Genomic DNA, 16,668 nt, shown 5'->3' with positions numbered 1-16,668 from the left:
CGGCCCGTTGCACCGGCGCGCGGCGATCAGCTTCCCGAAGCGTTGTGGAGCGGGGCGAAGAACAGGTCCCGCCAATCCTTGGCCTTCGCGGTCACGAGGCCCGCCCGGTTCATATAGTCGAGATAGGTCATCATCTTCTGGGGTGTGGTGGTCCACTGGTTCTGCGGCGAGGTGATCAGCGCTGCCGCTTCGTCCACCGGCATTTTGGAATTTTCCGCCTTGAGCCAGAGCGCGGCGATGCCCTTGGGGTCGGACTTGATGCGGGCCATGGCATCTTCCAAGGCCGCGAGGAACGCCTTCATCACCTTGGGATTGGACTCGGCGAACTTCGTGGTGGTCCACACGAGATTGAAGGTGTGGGGGCCGCCGAGCACGTCATAGCTGTCCAGCACCTTGTGGGCGCGCGGATCCTTCAGTTCCAGGTCCTGGAAGGGCGAGGAACCGAAATGTGCGTTGATCTCCGAGCGCCCGCCCATCATCGCCACCTGCGCATCGGGATGGCCCATGGAGACGGTGAGCGAATCCAGCTTGTTCTGCTGTCCCTCACCGAAGGTCTTTTCCGCCGCCATCTGGAGCGTAACGGCCTGGATCGACGTCTTCACCGTCGGCAGGGCAATCTTATCCTTGTCGGTGAAATCCTTGATGGTCTTCACGTCGGGATTGACCGTGACCAGGTAAAGCGGCATCGCATTGAGAGCCGCGACGCCTTTCACACCGAGATTTTTCTGGGTGCGTCCCCAGATGGTCAGCATGGGGCCGACACCGCCGGCCGCGAAGTCGAGATTGCCGGAGAGCAGCGCCTCGTTCATGCCCGAGCCGCCGGTGAAGCGCAGCCATTCGGTCTTCACGTCAAGCCCGAGTTCCTTCGCGTGCTTCTCCAGCAGCTTCTCCTCCTCCATCACCGTGAGCGGCAGGTAGGAGATGCCGAACTGCTTGGCGAGGCGAACCGTATCCACCTCGGCCGCTGCGGCTCCGGCCAGGCTAACCGCGAAGGCGGCGGCAAGGCCCAGCGTCTTCAAGAAGTCCTTGGTCATGCGTCCCTCCCATTGCCACGCTTTGCGCAGCTTCTTGTGATTGAAGAGTTTTTTAACCGGCGTGCGGCGGCTCGGGGGCCGCCGCACATCACGTCACGCCTGCATGCCCCAGCGGGCGATGGTGCGCCGCTCGATGGTCTGGAAGATCAGGTTCTCCACCACGAGGCCGATGATAATGACCGTGAGCAGCCCCGCGAAGACATTGGGGATATCCAGCAGGTTCTTGTTCTCGAAGATGAACCAGCCGAGACCGCCGGAACCGGACGAGACGCCGAACACCAGTTCCGCCGCGATCAGCGTGCGCCAGGCGAACGCCCAGCCGATCTTCAAGCCCGTGAGGATGCTGGGAAATGCCGCCGGGATCAGGATTTTCCAGATGAAGCGCGGACCGCCGAGGCCATAATTGCGCCCCACCATTTTCAGCGTCTTGCTGACAGACAAGAAGCCGGAATGGGTATTGAGCGCGATCGCCCAAGTGACGGAATGGACCAGGACAAACACCAGGCTGCCGTTTCCAAGGCCGAACCAGATCAGTGCCAGCGGCAGCAGCGCGATCGCCGGCAGCGGGTTGAACATGGATGTCATGGTCTCAAGAAAATCGGTGCCGATGCGCGAGGCGATGGCGATGGCCGTGAGCACGGCGGCAAGCATTACCCCGAGGGTGTAGCCCATCAGCAATACTTTGATCGAGGCCCAGGCCCGCGCCGGCAAAACGCCATTCACCACATTCTGAAAGAACGCCGAAATCGTGGCGCTGAATGTGGGAAACAGAAGGTCGTTGTTCAGGAACCGCCCATATATTTCCCAAATAATGGCCAGGACGATCAATATCATAATCTTCCGGACGGCCGAGATATTATAGATCATCTCAAACGTCGAGAGCGGTTTTTCGACGATAGTCATCGTCGCCATCGGCTCTTCTTCGCGCACGATCTCGGGGCGCAGGGTATGCACGTTCGAAAGGACGTTCACGGATTCACGCATCAGCCGTCTCCTTGATTTCGTCAGAAAACAGCATGTGCTGGATGCGCTTTTCGAGTTGGGCGGCGGCGGGGGTTTCAACCACGCTGTTCAGCTCGGCCTTGACCCGCCCGGGATGGGGCGAAAGCAGAAGGATGCGGTTGCCGATCTTGATCGCCTCGGCGATCGAATGGGTCACGAACAGCACCGTGAACTTCGTGTCCTCCCACAGCATCAGCAGTTCGTCCTGCATCTTGCGGCGGGTGAGGGCATCGAGGGCCGCGAAGGGCTCGTCCATCAGCAGGATGTCCGGCTCCATGGCCATGCCACGGGCAATGGCGACGCGCTGTTTCATGCCACCGGAAAGCATATGCGGATAGCTGTCCGCGAACTTCGTCAGGTTGACCTTCTCGATATAATGCATGGCGCGTTCGTCGGCTTCGCGGCCGTGCAGGCGGCGCGAGGCTTCCAGCGCAAAGGCCACATTCTGCCGCACCGTCTTCCAGGGCAGCAGCTGGTCAAATTCCTGAAACACCATCATGCGGTCGGGGCCGGGCGCGCGGATCACGTGCCCTTTGAGACGCATTTCCCCTTCCGTGGGCGACATATAGCCACCCACAGCCTTCAGCAGTGTGGATTTTCCGCATCCAGACGGGCCGAGAAGGATGAAACGGTCACCTCTCATCACGTTGAAATCGACCCGATAGGTCGCCGTGATCAGAAGATGCGGCGTTTTATATTGCAGCGTTACGCCCTTGACCTCCAGAAGAGGTTCCTGCGCGTCCATTGTGGACCTCCCTAGGATAAAGCAGCTTTTCTGCCTTGTTCTTTTGATTGAGCAGTACCCACGCGAGAACTTGAACAAGCGGGGGCGGAATCAGTGTGTCGTGCGATCGTGTCGCTGTGTCAGGTTCGCAATGAACTTAGGGGGCGGGGCGGTGCTTCGGCGTTGGCATCAGGTCACCCTTTTCCCTCGTCGAGCGGCAGAGCATGCGTGGCGATGGGCCTCTTTTGCGGGCCCCTGCATGCTCGTTCGCCTATCGTCCATCAGACGCTAACGGAGGCTGTCCCAGATGTAAAGTGGTCTAATATCATTTATAAGACTTGAGGGAGCGCAAATGCCTTCCATGAGGTGCCGCAACGGTTTGCGCCGCGGAAGTCGGCACACCAGGAGGGAAAAATGTGCCCAATTCCGGAGCGAAAAAACGCGCCGAGCCGGGTTCAGCTGAGTTCGGAGAGGTAGTGAAAACCTTCGGTCAGGCAAACGCTGACGCGCCATTCCACGGGGATCTGTTCCAGGGAAAGCGCGAGCCTGTCGATCAGGAGGGCAGGCGTTCCCTCCGCGACGCCGAGGGCAGCGGCATCGTCCGCCGCGACGGCGATCGCCTTCAGCTTTTCCCGCGCGCGACCCACGCCGATGCCGAATTTGCTGGCATAGAGGCCATAGAGATTGTTCGGTATGGGCGCTTCGCCGAGGCCGGGAAACAGGCTCTCCGGCAAGGCGAGATTCTCCACGATGAGGGGGGCGCCATCCAGCTTGCGGATGCGGCGGATGCGGATGACCCTTCCGTCCCGCGGCAGGCTCAGGGCCTCCCGCTCGGCTGCATGCGCGCGCCCGCGCGCCGTGCTCACCACCTGGCTTTCGGGAAAGCGACGCTCGCCGTCATCGGCAACCAGCTTGAAGAACTGGAAGAGAATGCGGTCCTCATCATGACTCGCGACGAAGGTGCCGCGTCCTTGGCGGCGCACCACCAGGTTTTCGGCCGCCATCTCGTCCAGCGCCTTGCGCACGGTGCCCTGGCTGACGCCGAGTTCCGCCGCAAGCTGCATCTCGCTCGGCAGGGGTTGTCCGGGGGCCCATACCCGATCCACGAGGCGGCGGATGAGGGTCTCGCGCACTTGGCGATAGAGCGGCCGAAACCCAAGGCTCTCCGCCTTTTCCACCACGTCCGCGCTGGTGCCCCGTGCCATCCCGTTCCCGTCGATTCTCACATGATCCTCCATTTATGCATGAGGTCAGGGCCTCGCACCAGAGCCCGGGACGTAGCGATTTTATCTTGTGTCATCTGTCTTATATATAATAGCCTATCTCATAGTGAGCGCCAGCGCATCTTGCATATCTGACGCAACGGCGAGCGCCGGTGGATGCGGCGCCGGAACCCCACGGACTCCCCATGCCCGAAATCCTTGTCACCGAATTCATGGACGCTGCCGCGCTCGATGCGCTGCGGGCGGATCACGACGTGCATTACGATCCTACGCTGGTGGACAAGGCGGACGTCCTCGCGCAGCTCGCGCAAGGAGCCCGCGCGCTGATCGTGCGCAATCGCACCCAGGTGCGCGCCGGCCTGCTCGCCAACGCCCCGAACCTCGTCGTCGTCGGGCGGCTTGGGGTGGGGCTGGACAATATTGATGTGGCCGACTGCCGGGCGCGGTCGATCGAGGTTTATCCGGCCACGGGCGCCAACGATGTCGCGGTGGCGGAATATGTGATCTGCGGCATCCTGGTGCTGCTGCGCGGCGCCTATCACGCGAGCGCGGAGGTGGCCGCCGGTGCCTGGCCGCGCACCCGCCTCATGGGCCGCGAGGTGAGCGGGAAACGGCTCGGCCTTATCGGCTTCGGCGCCATCGCGCGGGAGACCGCCCGGCGCGCCCGGGCGCTCGGCATGGAGGTGGTGGCCTTCGACCCGTTCGTGGCGGCTGACGACCCCGCATGGCGCGCCGAGGGCGTGGTGCCGGTGTCGCTCGAGGATCTTCTGGGCGAAAGCGACGCGGTGAGCCTGCATGTGCCCATGACAGCGCAAACCCGCAATCTCATCGACGCCCCGGCCCTCGACCGGATGAAGCCCGGCGCGGTGCTTATCAATGCCGCACGGGGCGGCGTTGTCGATGAGGCGGCGCTTGCCGCCGCGCTCAAGCGCGGCGCGATCGGCGGCGCCATGCTGGACGTGTTCGAATCCGAGCCGCTGGGTGCGGGAAGCGTTCTTTGCGACGTTCCGAACTTAATCCTTACGCCGCACATCGCCGGGGTCACCGAGGAATCCAATGTGCGGGTGAGCGCCCTCATCGCGACGAAAGTCAGCCAGTTCCTGAAAGGTCGGTCATGAATACCGCGACGCTCAACACCGCCGCCACGGCTCCGCTTGCGCTCGATGCCGCGCGGGCGCTCGCCGCCGACGCGCTGATGGCTTCCCGCACCGGCGAGAGCAATGCCCGCGTCACCGCAGCAGCCCTTGTGGCGGCGGAGGCCGACGGGATCGCCAGTCACGGCCTGGCGCGCCTCTCGGCTTATGCGCAACAGGCCATCTCGGGGAAAATCGACGGCTTCGCCGAGCCGATGCTGGAATGGAGCGGGCCGGCGACCCTGCGGGTCGATGCCGGCACGGGCTTCGCCTTTCCCGCGATCGGCCAGGGACTGGCTGCAGCTGCGAGCCGCGCGCAGGAAACCGGCGTGGTCGCGGTCGCGGTGCGGGCCTCCCATCATGCCGGCGTCATGGGCCATCATGTGGAATGGCTGGCGGACCAGGGGCTGGTGGGACTCGCTTTCTCCAATTCGCCTGCCGCCATCGCGCCGTGGGGCGGTTCGCGCGGCGTGTTCGGTACCAATCCGATTGCCTTCGCCGTGCCGCGCGGGAAGGGGCCTGCGCTGGTGATTGATGCCTCGTTGAGCAAGGTCGCGCGCGGCAAGATCATGGTCGCGGCGCAGAAGGGTGCGCCGATCCCGACCGACTGGGCGCTGGATGCGGACGGCCAGCCAACCGGCGACGCCAAGGCGGCGCTTGCGGGAACCATGTTGCCCATCGGCGACGCCAAGGGCGCGGCGCTGGTGCTCATGGTGGAAATTCTGGCGACCGTGCTCACCGGGGGACAATTCGGGTTCGAAGCCAGTTCCTTCTTCACGGCGGAGGGGCCGGCCCCGCGCATCGGGCAATTGTTCCTGGCGCTAGATCCGGTGCGGCTCGGCGGCGCCGATTTCCCTGCGCGGCTTGAGATTCTGCTGTCAGCGATTCTCGGGCAGGACGGAACCCGCTTGCCCGGCGAGCGCCGGATTGCCGCCCGCCGGCAGGCGGAGCGCGACGGCATTCATGTGGATCCGGAGATTTTGGCCGATCTGCTGCGGCGCGCCGGGCGGACCTGATCCGGCGGGCGGTGGCAGTCCGGCGCCGATTTACCACGCACCCAAAGGGGGCCGCAGCGATACGCGGCCCTCAGTCGACTATGGCCCAGCGGGAGAAGGCGAGGCCCTCGACCTCGAAGGCCTCGCGCGTGATACGCAGACCCACAAGCGTGTCCCGGCGCTCGCGCTTCATGGCCAGATCCAGCATTTCGCGCGCGCCATAGCTGAGCACGATACGCTGGCGCACCGCGTGGACATCCTCGATCTCGACCATGTCTGCCGCGCACACCGCCGTGATTTTAAAGGTGGATGATGCCGCTGGCTCAGCCCTGGCCGGGCTGTAATTGGCACTCGGGCCATTGCGACGGCGGGTGTCACCTGGCACCGGCACGGAGGGCGCGCGGGCCCCGAACGTGTCGAGCACGGAGGCAAAGAGATTTTGCACGGCGATTTTTGTCATGATCGGTAAAACACAAATCCGCAGACATCGGCTGGTGATATTCCTATCAAACAATGTGAATATAAAAAATAACAAAATAAAGAAGTTAAATTATGGCCGTTTCGCAATGGGCGCTTGGGTGGCGGGTCTCAGGTCCATCCGGCAGATGAACTTCTCGAACGCCTCGGCGGCGAAGCGCAGATTGTGCCCTTTCAGCGTCAGCCTGTAGAGCGGGCGTTGCACTGAAAGTCCTTGAACGGGCACCACTTTCAGAACCCCGAGCGCGATCTGGTCCTTGGCGGCGGCGGCCGAGACCATCGCGATGCCAAGGCCCGCCGCCACCACTTGCTTGATGGCTTCGGTGCTGCCGACTTCCATGATGCTCGCTGGGCGCACGCCGAACCCATCCAGCGCCAGCCCCACCACTTCACGCGTGCCGGAGCCCTCCTCGCGCACGATGTGGCGCGCTTGGACGAGATCTGACGGCAGGATGGGGCCTTCCATTTGCGCCAGCGGGTGGTCGGCCGCGGCGATCACCACCAGTTCGTCCGTCAGCCAGGGGTGGGTGATGAGGCTTGGATGCTCCACCGGCCCTTCCACCAGGGCCACGTCGATATCGCGCGCCAGCAGCCGCTCGGCGATGTCCTGGGTGTTGGCGCTTGTGAGGCGCAGATGCAGGTCGGGATGGATGTTCTGAAATGCACCGAGCAGTCGCGGAAGGACATAAGTGGCGATCGTGGTGCTGGCGCCGACATGCAATTCGCCCTGCGTCAGGCCGCGCAGGGCCTGCAGTTCCTCTTCCGCCCGGCGCTCGGCGGCGAACAGCGCCGTCGCGTGGGAAAGCAGTACCGTGCCGGCTTCCGTGAGGCGCACCCCACCCGGGCTGCGCTCCATCAGCACGCAATGCAATTGCGCTTCCAGCTCCCGCACGCCCTTCGAGACCGCCGGCTGGCTGATGTTGAGCACCTCGGCGGCGCGGGAGAAGCCGTGCTGCTCCGCAACCGTAGTAAATAGACGAAGAAGATGGAGATTTATCGCCATAACCGCACTTCATGATGGAGTGAGCAAACTGTATTTGCGCTTCTGGCCCGCCTGCGCGCACTAATAATTTCGAAGAAAAACAAGGTGGGTTGAGCTGTGCCGAGAGCCCTTCGCTGGTCGCTGGATGTTACCCCCGGAATCGTGCTGTGCGCAGCCGTGACCGGTGTCGCCTATGCCATCCAGATCGTTGAGGAGCGTGTCAGCGGGCATCCTTACGTGGAAGCCCTGGTGCTCGCCATCCTGATCGGCACCCTCGTGCGCACGATCTGGACGCCCGGCCCGCGCTTCAAGCCGGGAATCGCGTTCTCCGGCAAGATCTTGCTGGAAATCGCGGTCATGTTCCTCGGCGCCTCGCTGAGTGCTGCCGCTTTGGCGGCGGCCGGGCCGACGCTGCTTGTGGGCATTGCCGCCGTGGTCGCGGTCGCGTTGTTCGCGTCCTATGGAATTGGGCGATTGCTTGGCCTGCCGCACAAGATGGCGCTCCTGATCGCCTGCGGAAATTCCATTTGCGGCAATTCCGCCATCGCCGCTGTGGCTTCGGTGATCGAGGCGGACGGGGACGATGTGGCCTCTTCCATCTCCTTCACGGCGATTCTCGGCGTCATCGTGGTGCTGAGCCTGCCGCTGCTCATCCCCATTCTGGCCTTGTCCGATACTCAATACGGCGTGCTCGCGGGCCTCACCGTCTATGCGGTGCCGCAGGTGCTGGCCGCGACCGCGCCTGTGGGGCCGCTCGCCTTGCAGATCGGCACCATGGTGAAGCTGGTGCGGGTTCTGCTGCTGGGGCCGGTGGTGTTTTGTGCCGCCATTGCCCACGGCCAGTCCCTTGCCGCGACGCGTGCGGTGCCGGTGGGGGCCTCGGTGGTCGCGCGGCCGCCGCGCTTGCCGATGCATAAGCTGATTCCCTGGTTTATCATCGGCTTCGTCGCGTTCGCCGTCCTGCGCTCGCTCGGCCTGCTGCCGCCGGCGCTGCTGCCGCCCCTGGCCTTTGTAACGACAATCTTCACCGTGCTGTCCATGGCGGCGCTCGGTCTGGGCGTGGACCTGCGGGTGCTGAGCCGCGTCGGCGGCCGCGCGACGCTCGTGGTCACGCTCTCGCTGCTGCTTTTGCTGTGCGTCAGCATCGCGCTTATCCGCGGCCTCGGCGTGGTTTGATTTGCTCTCTGGAGTCGGGTCGCTGTCCCTGTTCTTGAGGCGGGGACGCGGTTGAATCGCGCAGTATCAGTTCGATCGGCAGTTCGGACCATTTCTCCTGTCGCACCCCTTTGAGTTCGGCGAGCAGGTGCGCCGCGACGGTCCGACCGAGTTGTGCGGTGGGAAGGTGCATCGTCGTCAAGGGCGGGGTGACATGGGAGGCGATCTCGAGATTGTCGATGCCGACGATGGAGACCGCCTGCGGCACCGGAATGCCGCGCGCCTGCGCTTCGAACAGTGCGCCCACCGCCAGCAGGTCATTGCCGCCGATGATCGCCGTCGGGGGTGGGGTATGGCTCAGGAGTTCGGCCATTCCCGCTCGGCCGCCGGTGAGGGTAAAGGACTGTTGAACCACGCATTTTTCCGGCAGGTCGAGACCGGCGGCGGCAAGCGCGGCGCGCACCCCGGCGACCCGCAGGCGGGCGCGGTCGTTGGAGCCGGTGTAGCCGGAGATCACGCCGAAGCGCCGATGGCCGAGGGCCAGCAGATGTTCCGCCACCTGCCGCCCCGCGGCTTCATTGTCGAAGCCGATGGAGGCAAAGCGGGGGTCGAAGGACCAGCTGAGGATCACCGGAACCGTGGCTGCGCCGAGCACGTCCCAGGTTTCCTGCAGATGGTCAGCCCCCACCACCATCAGCGCATCGACGCCGCGCGCGAGCAGGGCGCGGACTGACACCGCCTCCTGTTCGGGAGAATATTCGTGTGCCGCCACAAGGAGTTGATAGCCGTTGGCCGCAAGCTCGGTCTGCATCGCCTGGATCGCGCGGGCAAAGATGGCGTGGTCGAGCGTGGGCACCACGGCGCCGATGGTGAGCGTGCGGCCGGAGGCGAGGGCGCGGGCGGCGCCGCCGGGTACATAATTGAGGCGGCGCACGGCCTCGCCGACCTTTTCCCGCGTTTCCCGCTGAACCAGGTCCGGACGCGAGAGCGCGCGCGACACGGTGGCGGAGGACACGCCGGCCAGCCGGGCGACATCGTCGAGGGTCGCCTTGCCCTTGGAATTCATGGTCTTCTCGCCATTTCTACGCAACATGTGCGGCGATTTATTTCGCCTTTCAGCACAATTCCGCCGATAAACTTGAACAGCAACTGGAAACTTTCCGGAAAATAGGGCCTCGCTGGTTGACAGGCAATCGGGGTCTGATAGCCTCCAATGAAAGCGCTTACATTCGCTCGTCGATGTCGCGCCCGGATGCCTCCGTCAGATGAGGCGCCGAAATATGGGAGGAAGGAATGCCGCTCGACCGCAGGTCTGCGGTTGGTCTTGCGACCGTGGTCGCCCTCGTGGCGGCGTGGTATCTTGCAACCAGCGTGACCGGTTTGATTTCACCCGGACGGTTTCCGGCTCCGGGCGATACCTGGGCCGCGGCGACGCAGTCGCTCGGCCGGGGATACGCGGATGCGACCTTGCCGGTGCATGTCGTCCAATCGCTGAAGCTGGTGGTGTTCGGCTTCCTGGCCTCGATCGTGGTCGGCGTTCCGCTCGGCCTGCTGATGGGGTGGAACCCGGTTGCCGAGGCGCTGCTGAACCCGGTGTTTCTGCTCTTGCGGCCGATCCCGCCGCTGGCCTGGATTCCCCTCGCCATCCTCTGGCTCGGCCTCGGCGATGCCGCCAAGATCATGGTGATCTTCTTCGCCGCCTTCGTGCCCTCGGTCATCAATACCCATGCCGGGGTGCGTACCATCGACCGGCCGCTGATCGAGGCGGCGCGCATGCTCGGCACGCCCCGGTGGCGGTTCGTGCGCGAGGTGCTGGTGCCGGGCGCCGCGCCGATGATCTTCACCGGCCTGCGCCTTTCGCTCCAGGCGAGCTGGACGACTTTGGTCGCCGCCGAGCTGGTGGGCGCGCTGGCCGGCCTCGGGCATGTTCTGAATGTCGCCCAGCAGGATCTTTTCCCCGGCATGATCCTGGTGGGCATGATCTCGGTCGCCATCTTCGGGGCACTCACCACGGGGCTGCTCGCCTATGCCGAGCGCCATGTGGTGACCTGGGTGCGGGTGAAGGGAGCGAGCGTATGACCGCGACCCTCTCGCCGCTTCAGCGTCTGGCCCTCGGGATCGTCGGCTTCCTGGCCTTTCTCGCCTTCTGGGCCGGCCTCTCCGCGAGCGGCCTCGTGAACCCGACCTTCCTGCCGGGGCCGGTCTCCGTGGTGACGCGATTGCTGACGCTCCTGACCACGCCGTTCGCCGGCGGCACGCTTCAGCTGCATCTGGCTTCCAGCCTCCAGCGGTTCGCCAGCGGCTATCTTCTGGCGGTGGCGATCGGCATTCCGCTCGGGCTGCTGATGGGCCGCTTCCGCCTGCTGGACGATATCGTGACCCCGCTGTTCGATGCGCTGCGCTTCATCGCGCCCATCGCCTGGGTGCCGTTCGCGGCCCTGTGGTTCGGCACCGGCTTCGGCGGCCCCGTCCTGATCATCTTTTCCGGCGCGTTTCCGCCCTGTCTCATCAATGCCTATCGCGGCGCCCGCTATGTGGATGCCCGTTATCTGGAAGCCGCCGAGATGCTCGGCACGCCCAATTGGCGGATCATCCTGGAGGTGCTCCTTCCGGCCTCGGTGCCGTCCATCGTCGCCGGCCTGCGCATCAGCGCCGGGCTCGGCTGGCAGTCGCTGGTGGGCGCGGAGCTGATCGTGGCCTCCACGGGGGTCGGCTACCTGATGGTGCAGGCGCAGAGCGCGGTTTCAACCCCCACCGTGATGGTCGGCATGCTGGCCATCGGTTTCGTCGGCGTCCTGATCGACGTCGCCCTTCGTATGGTCGAAGCGCGCATCGGCCGCCGGCTCGGAAAAGTGTGAGGACCCATGAGCAGCATCCGCTTCGACGCTGTCGGCAAGACGTTCGGGAACGCGGTTTCCGTTCTCGAAGGCATCAACCTCGACGTGGCCGACAAGGAATTCCTCGCCATCGTCGGCCCATCGGGCTGCGGCAAGACCACCTGCCTGCGGCTTGCGGCGGGGTTTGAGTTTCCCACCTCCGGCCGGGTGCTCGTTGGCAATAGCGTGGTCACCCGGCCGGGGCCGGACCGGGCCGTGGTGTTCCAACAGTTCGCCTTGTTCCCCTGGAAGACGGTGACCGAGAACATCGAGCTCGGCCTGCGCAACAAAGGCATGGCGCGGGAGGAGCGGCGCACCCGTGTCGCCGATGCCGTGGGCATGATCGGCCTTGGCGGTTATGAGGAGGCCTATCCCCATCAATTGTCCGGCGGCATGCAGCAGCGCGTCGCCATCGCCCGCGCCTATGTGCTCGATCCCCAGGTGCTGCTGATGGACGAGCCGTTCGGCGCGCTCGACGCGCAGACCCGCGTGGTGATGCAGGAAGAGCTGGTTCGCCTTGCCCGCCGCAACCCGCGCACCGTGCTCTTCATCACCCACGGGGTGGAGGAAGCCGTCTATCTCGCCGATCGCGTGGCGATCATGAGCAAGCGGCCGGGTCGCATCAAGGAAATCATCGATGTGAAATCGGTGCGCCTCGCCGACAATTGGGAGCGCCATAGCCGCATCGAGGATGTGATGGACCTGGAATCCTTCGTCCATCTGCGCACGCACATCTGGAAGTCACTACGCGAGGAAAAGGCAGGCACCGGCCATTGAGGACGGGCCGCCATCGAGAGCCGCAAAGCGGCCGATCTGGGAGGAAAATCACATGAAGACGAGCCTGAAAGCAGCGGTCCTGGCCCTTGGCCTCGCCACCGCGATCGCCCCGGCGGCACGTGCCGAGGAGCAGAAGATCAACATCTCTTACCAGCCCTCGCTCTATTGGGCGCTGCCGTTCTACATCGCCTCCGAAAAGGGCTGGTGGAAGGATGTGGGCCTCGCGCCCACGTTCGCGACCTTCCCGGCCGGCGCGCCGCAGGTGGCCGCCGCCCAGGCGAGTTCCTGGGACGTGGGCGGCACCGGTTCCGTGCCCGCCGTGCTCGGCGCGGCGCGCTTCGGGCTGATGACCATCGGCATCACCAACGACGAATCCAAGACCAACGCCATCATGGCGCGGGGCGACAAGGTGGAGGCCCTGCGCAAGGACCCCAAGAAGCTGGCGGGCCAGAAGCTGCTGCTGACCACCAATTCCACCGCTGATTACGCCGCCCGCAATTGCTTGAAGAAGTGGGGCCTGTCGTCTTCCGACATGCAGTTCGTCAACCTTGGGCAGGCGCAGATCATCTCGGCGATGATCTCCAACAATGGCGACGTGGTCGGCGTGTGGGCGCCCAATACCTATACGCTGGAAGAAAAGGCTGGCGCGAAGGTGTTGTGCTCCGGCGCCGATGCCGACGCGGTGGTGCCCGGCGCACTGGTGGTGCGGGCCGACTATGCCAAGCAGAATCCCGAGGCGGTGGCGAAGGTGCTCGCGGTCTATGTGCGCGCCTGGAGCTGGGCCAAGGCCCATCCCAAGGAGGCAAAGGCGCTCGCGAAGCAATTCTATGCCCAGGGCGGGGTCGAGGCATCGGACGCCGCCATCGACCAGGAATTCGCCCTGCGCCCCACCTTCACCCTCGCCGAACAGCTGCACCTGATGGATCGCAGCAAGGGCGCCTCGGAGCTGGACGGCTGGCTGAGCCGGATCGGCACCTTCATGAGCGATGTCGGCACCATCTCGGCCTCGCCGGACCCCAAAACCTATGTGAGCGACAGTTTCATGAAGCAGGTGGGCGCCGACCCCAAGCTGAAGGCCTTCGCAACCGAGTTCGACAAGTCCAACTGACGCCGTCCGCGGCGGCGCCGGAGCGTGATGATCCAACACCGGCGCCGTTGGCCGGACCCCATGGAGACTGAAGATGGCGATCGAGTATCTGAAGCGGGCCACCAAGACCCCCGAGAGCGAAACCGGCACCGCGCGCCAGGTGGTCACGGACATGCTCGGCGACATCGAGCGGCGCGGCGAGCAGGCGGTGCGCGACTATGCGCTGAAGCTGGACAAGTGGGACGGCGATATCCTCGTCACCCGCGAGGAGATGGAGCGCCGTGCCGCCGAGGTTCCGGAGATCGTGCGCCGGGACATTGATTTCGCCGCTGCCCAGGTGCGCCGGTTCGCCGAGGCCCAGCGCGACAGCGTGCAGGACTTTTCCGTGGAACTGCTGCCCGGCCTCGTCGCGGGGCAGAAGCTGGTGCCCTGCACGGTGGCCGGCTGCTATGTGCCCACCGGCCGCTATGCCCATATCGCCTCCGCTTATATGTCGGTGGCGACCGCCAAGGCGGCGGGCGTGCAGACCGTGGTGGCGTGCTCGACGCCGTTCCGGGGGCAGGGCATCCACCCGTACGTGCTCTATGCCATGAAGGTCGCCGGCGCCGACATCGTCATGACGCTCGGTGGCGTGCAGGCGATCGCGGCCATGGCCTTCGGCCTGTTCACCGGTCGCCCGGCGGACATCATCGTCGGTCCCGGCAATAAGTTCGTGGCGGAAGCCAAGCGCATGCTGTTCGGCAAGGTCGGCATCGACGTGTTCGCCGGCCCCTCCGAAGTGGCTGTGATCGCCGACGAGACGGCCGATGCCCACATCGTCGCCGTGGATCTCGTGGGGCAGGCCGAACATGGGCACGAAAGCCCGGCGTGGCTGTTCACCTCGTCCCGTGCGCTGGCCGAGGACGTGATGCGGCGCATCCCCGGCCTGATCGCCGAATTGCCGCCGACCGCCCGCGATGCCGCCACCGCCGCCTGGAATGATTATGGCGAGGTGGTCGTGTGCGACACCCGCGCGGAACTGGTCGAGGTGTCCGATCGCTACGCCAGCGAGCATCTGGAGGTGCATACGTCCGATCTCGACTGGTGGCTGGCCAACCTCTCCAATTACGGCTCGCTGTTCCTGGGCGAGGAAACCACCGTTGCCTTCGGCGACAAGACGTCCGGGCCGAACCATATCCTGCCCACCAAGTTCGCCGCCCGCTATTCCGCCGGCCTCTCGGTGCATAAATTCCTCAAGCCGCTCACCTGGCAGCGCATGGACCAGAACGCGTGCAAGACCATCGCCCAGGCGACCGCGCGCATCTCGCGGCTGGAAGGCATGGAAGCCCATGCGCGCACCGCCGATGCGCGGCTCGCGAAATACTTCCCCGGCCATAATTTCGATATGGGCGTTCCGGTCGATGCCTGAGACCTCTTCACGCTTCCGCCTTCAGGCTTTGTTCGACCTGACGGGGCATACGGCACTCGTCACCGGCGGCAACTCCGGCATCGGGCTGGCGCTGGCCCGCGCGCTGGGGCTTGCCGGGGCCTCCGTCGTGCTGGTGGCGCGCCGGCCCGCCGATCTGGAGGCCGCCGTTCGCGACCTTCAGGGCGAGGGCATCGCCAGCCAATGGATCGCCGGCGATCTCGCTCCCGCCGACGGGCCCGACGCCATCGCCGCCGAACTGGTGCAGCGCGGCTGTGCGCCCGACATCTTGGTGAACGCCGCCGGCATCAATCTGCGCCAGCCGTTCATGGATGTGACCATGGATGCGTTCGACACGCACATGGCCGTGCACGTGCGCGCGCCGTTCCGCCTGGTGCAATTGCTGGCGCCGGCGATGGCGGCGCGCAACTGGGGGCGGATCGTCAACATCGCTTCGCTCCAGTCCTTCCGGGCCTTTCCCAATTCCGCTCCTTACGGCGCGGCGAAAGGCGCGGTCGCGCAGCTCACCCGCGCCATGGCCGAGGAATGGTCGTCGCGCGGCATCACCTGCAACGCCATCGCGCCGGGCTTTTTCCCGACCCCGCTGACCCAAGCGGTGTTCGACGACGATGTCCGCGCCGCCCGCAACGCGCAGCAGACCGCCATCGGCCGCAACGGGGCGCTGGAAGATCTGCACGGCGCCGTGGTCTTCCTCGCCTCCGACGCGTCCGCCTATGTCACCGGGCAGGTGCTGGCGGTGGACGGCGGCTTCACCGCCAAATGATGGAATTGTCATGAGAGCCCTGGTTTATACCGGTCCCCTTTCCCTGGAACTGGGCGAGGTGGCCGAGCCCGTGCCTGGCAATGACGAAGTGCTGGTGCGGGTCGAGGCGGTCGGCATCTGCGGGTCCGACATGCACGCCTATCACGGGCATGATGCGCGCCGACCCGCCCCTCTGGTGCTCGGCCACGAGGCGGCCGGGCGCATCGCCAGCGGACCGCGCGCGGGAGAGCGGGTCACCGTGAATCCGCTGGTCGTATGCGGCACCTGTCGCGCCTGCGAGGCGGGCAGGGCGCATCTGTGCCCGTCGCGGCAGATCCTCTCCATGCCGCCGCGTCCGGGTGCGTTCGCCGAGCTGGTGCGGGTGCCGGAGCGCAATTTGGTGGCGATCCCGGAGGATTTCCCCATTGCCAAGGCGGCGCTCGCCGAGCCGGTGGCGGTGTCCTACCACGCGGTGAACCAGGGGGCGCGGCTGCTGGACATGCCGCTTTCGGCCGCGCGTTGCCTGGTCATCGGCGGCGGCGCCATCGGCCTTGCGGCGGCGCTGGTTCTGGCCATGCAGGGGGCGGCGGAGATCTTCGTTGCCGAGCCCCACGCCGGGCGCCGGGCCACGCTGGCGCGGGCCGGGAATTTCCGGTGCTACGCGCCAGGGGAGGCCGGGGCGCCGCAGGAGAGCAGCATTGACCTCGTCATCGACGCGGTGGGCGCGGTTGCGACGCGGGCGAGCGCCAGCGCTCTGGTGCGTCCCGGCGGAGTGATCGTCCATGCCGGGCTGTTGCCGGGGCTGGATGGCTTCGACGTGCGGCGCATCACGCTTCAGGAAATCATCGTCAGCGGGACCTATTGCTACACGCCGGCCGATTTCCGCGCCACGGTGAATGCCCTCGCCTCAGGGCGCCTCGGCGCGCTCGACTGGTTCGAGGAGCGCGACCTCGCGGAGGGCATCGCCGCCTTCCAGGATATCGACGCGGGGCGCACCTCCGCGGCCAAGATCGTGCTCCGGCTCTAGGATCAACC

The 16,668-nt window shown here is 65.5% G+C and carries 17 protein-coding genes; 10 read left to right on the top strand and 7 right to left on the bottom strand.

Going from position 1 to position 16,668, the window contains the following annotated elements; all coding sequences use genetic code 11:
- Nucleotides 1-26 precede the first annotated feature (26 nt).
- The 4 genes from V5F78_RS10330 to V5F78_RS10315 form a co-directional block, all read right to left on the bottom strand.
- Nucleotides 27-1,034, bottom strand: coding sequence for an ABC transporter substrate-binding protein (locus V5F78_RS10330; protein ID WP_394068356.1), 1,008 nt, complete (start codon nt 1,032-1,034; stop codon nt 27-29).
- 93 nt (nt 1,035-1,127) lie between these two features.
- The gene (locus V5F78_RS10325; RefSeq protein WP_394068357.1) at nt 1,128-2,018 is read right to left on the bottom strand and encodes an ABC transporter permease; all 891 of its coding nucleotides are present in this window, start codon (nt 2,016-2,018) and stop codon (nt 1,128-1,130) included.
- Nucleotides 2,011-2,781, bottom strand: coding sequence for an ABC transporter ATP-binding protein (locus V5F78_RS10320; protein WP_394068359.1), 771 nt, complete (start codon nt 2,779-2,781; stop codon nt 2,011-2,013). Before V5F78_RS10320 ends, V5F78_RS10325 begins: the two co-directional genes overlap by 8 nt.
- A gap of 434 nt (nt 2,782-3,215) precedes the next feature.
- A complete protein-coding gene (locus V5F78_RS10315; RefSeq protein WP_394068361.1) occupies nt 3,216-3,965 on the bottom strand; it encodes a GntR family transcriptional regulator in 750 nt (249 codons plus the stop codon).
- A gap of 203 nt (nt 3,966-4,168) precedes the next feature.
- Between V5F78_RS10315 and V5F78_RS10310 the strand changes: the two genes are divergently transcribed.
- Nucleotides 4,169-5,101, top strand: a complete 933-nt coding sequence (locus V5F78_RS10310) for a hydroxyacid dehydrogenase (RefSeq protein ID WP_394068363.1) — start codon at nt 4,169-4,171, stop codon at nt 5,099-5,101.
- The gene (locus V5F78_RS10305) at nt 5,098-6,132 is read left to right on the top strand and encodes an Ldh family oxidoreductase (protein WP_394068365.1); all 1,035 of its coding nucleotides are present in this window, start codon (nt 5,098-5,100) and stop codon (nt 6,130-6,132) included. The genes V5F78_RS10310 and V5F78_RS10305 overlap by 4 nt, the downstream gene beginning before the upstream one ends.
- Before the next feature lie 70 nt (nt 6,133-6,202).
- Here the strand turns inward: V5F78_RS10305 and V5F78_RS10300 are convergent, their stop codons facing one another.
- Both V5F78_RS10300 and V5F78_RS10295 read right to left on the bottom strand, forming a co-directional pair.
- On the bottom strand, nt 6,203-6,556 hold the full coding sequence (locus V5F78_RS10300; protein ID WP_394068367.1) for a hypothetical protein: 354 nt from the start codon (nt 6,554-6,556) through the stop codon (nt 6,203-6,205).
- A 105-nt stretch (nt 6,557-6,661) separates the two neighbouring features.
- Nucleotides 6,662-7,591, bottom strand: a complete 930-nt coding sequence (locus V5F78_RS10295; protein ID WP_394068369.1) for a LysR family transcriptional regulator — start codon at nt 7,589-7,591, stop codon at nt 6,662-6,664.
- A 96-nt stretch (nt 7,592-7,687) separates the two neighbouring features.
- Here V5F78_RS10295 and V5F78_RS10290 point away from each other — a divergent pair, with 96 nt between their 5' ends.
- Entirely contained in the window at nt 7,688-8,746 is a 1,059-nt protein-coding gene (locus V5F78_RS10290; protein WP_394068371.1) for a YeiH family protein, read from the top strand.
- Here the strand turns inward: V5F78_RS10290 and V5F78_RS10285 are convergent.
- Nucleotides 8,721-9,818, bottom strand: coding sequence for a LacI family DNA-binding transcriptional regulator (locus V5F78_RS10285; RefSeq protein ID WP_394068373.1), 1,098 nt, complete (start codon nt 9,816-9,818; stop codon nt 8,721-8,723). The two genes, V5F78_RS10290 and V5F78_RS10285, sit on opposite strands and share 26 nt — an antisense overlap.
- A gap of 200 nt (nt 9,819-10,018) precedes the next feature.
- Between V5F78_RS10285 and V5F78_RS10280 the strand changes: the two genes are divergently transcribed.
- The 7 genes from V5F78_RS10280 to V5F78_RS10250 all read left to right on the top strand — a co-directional run bounded on the left by V5F78_RS10280 (nt 10,019) and on the right by V5F78_RS10250 (nt 16,660).
- The gene (locus V5F78_RS10280; protein WP_394068375.1) at nt 10,019-10,804 is read left to right on the top strand and encodes an ABC transporter permease; all 786 of its coding nucleotides are present in this window, start codon (nt 10,019-10,021) and stop codon (nt 10,802-10,804) included.
- Nucleotides 10,801-11,583 (top strand): ABC transporter permease, encoded by a 783-nt coding sequence (locus V5F78_RS10275; protein WP_394068377.1) that lies wholly within the window; start codon nt 10,801-10,803, stop codon nt 11,581-11,583. Before V5F78_RS10280 ends, V5F78_RS10275 begins: the two co-directional genes overlap by 4 nt.
- Before the next feature lie 6 nt (nt 11,584-11,589).
- Nucleotides 11,590-12,378 (top strand): ABC transporter ATP-binding protein, encoded by a 789-nt coding sequence (locus tag V5F78_RS10270; RefSeq protein WP_394068379.1) that lies wholly within the window; start codon nt 11,590-11,592, stop codon nt 12,376-12,378.
- Nucleotides 12,379-12,430: 52 nt separating this feature from the next.
- Nucleotides 12,431-13,486 (top strand): ABC transporter substrate-binding protein, encoded by a 1,056-nt coding sequence (locus V5F78_RS10265; protein WP_394068380.1) that lies wholly within the window; start codon nt 12,431-12,433, stop codon nt 13,484-13,486.
- A gap of 73 nt (nt 13,487-13,559) precedes the next feature.
- A complete protein-coding gene (hpsN, locus tag V5F78_RS10260) occupies nt 13,560-14,873 on the top strand; it encodes a sulfopropanediol 3-dehydrogenase (protein ID WP_394068382.1) in 1,314 nt (437 codons plus the stop codon).
- Nucleotides 14,866-15,654: an SDR family NAD(P)-dependent oxidoreductase gene (locus tag V5F78_RS10255; RefSeq protein WP_394068384.1), complete on the top strand. Its 789-nt coding sequence runs from the start codon at nt 14,866-14,868 to the stop codon at nt 15,652-15,654. The genes hpsN and V5F78_RS10255 overlap by 8 nt, the downstream gene beginning before the upstream one ends.
- Nucleotides 15,655-15,664: 10 nt before the next feature.
- Entirely contained in the window at nt 15,665-16,660 is a 996-nt protein-coding gene (locus tag V5F78_RS10250) for an alcohol dehydrogenase catalytic domain-containing protein (RefSeq protein ID WP_394068386.1), read from the top strand.
- The last annotated feature ends 8 nt before the right edge of the window (nt 16,661-16,668 follow it).

This window comes from Roseixanthobacter glucoisosaccharinicivorans (assembly GCF_043195095.2).
GTDB lineage: Bacteria > Pseudomonadota > Alphaproteobacteria > Rhizobiales > Xanthobacteraceae > NCEH01.
This window is presented reverse-complemented; position numbering and strand designations above follow the sequence as displayed.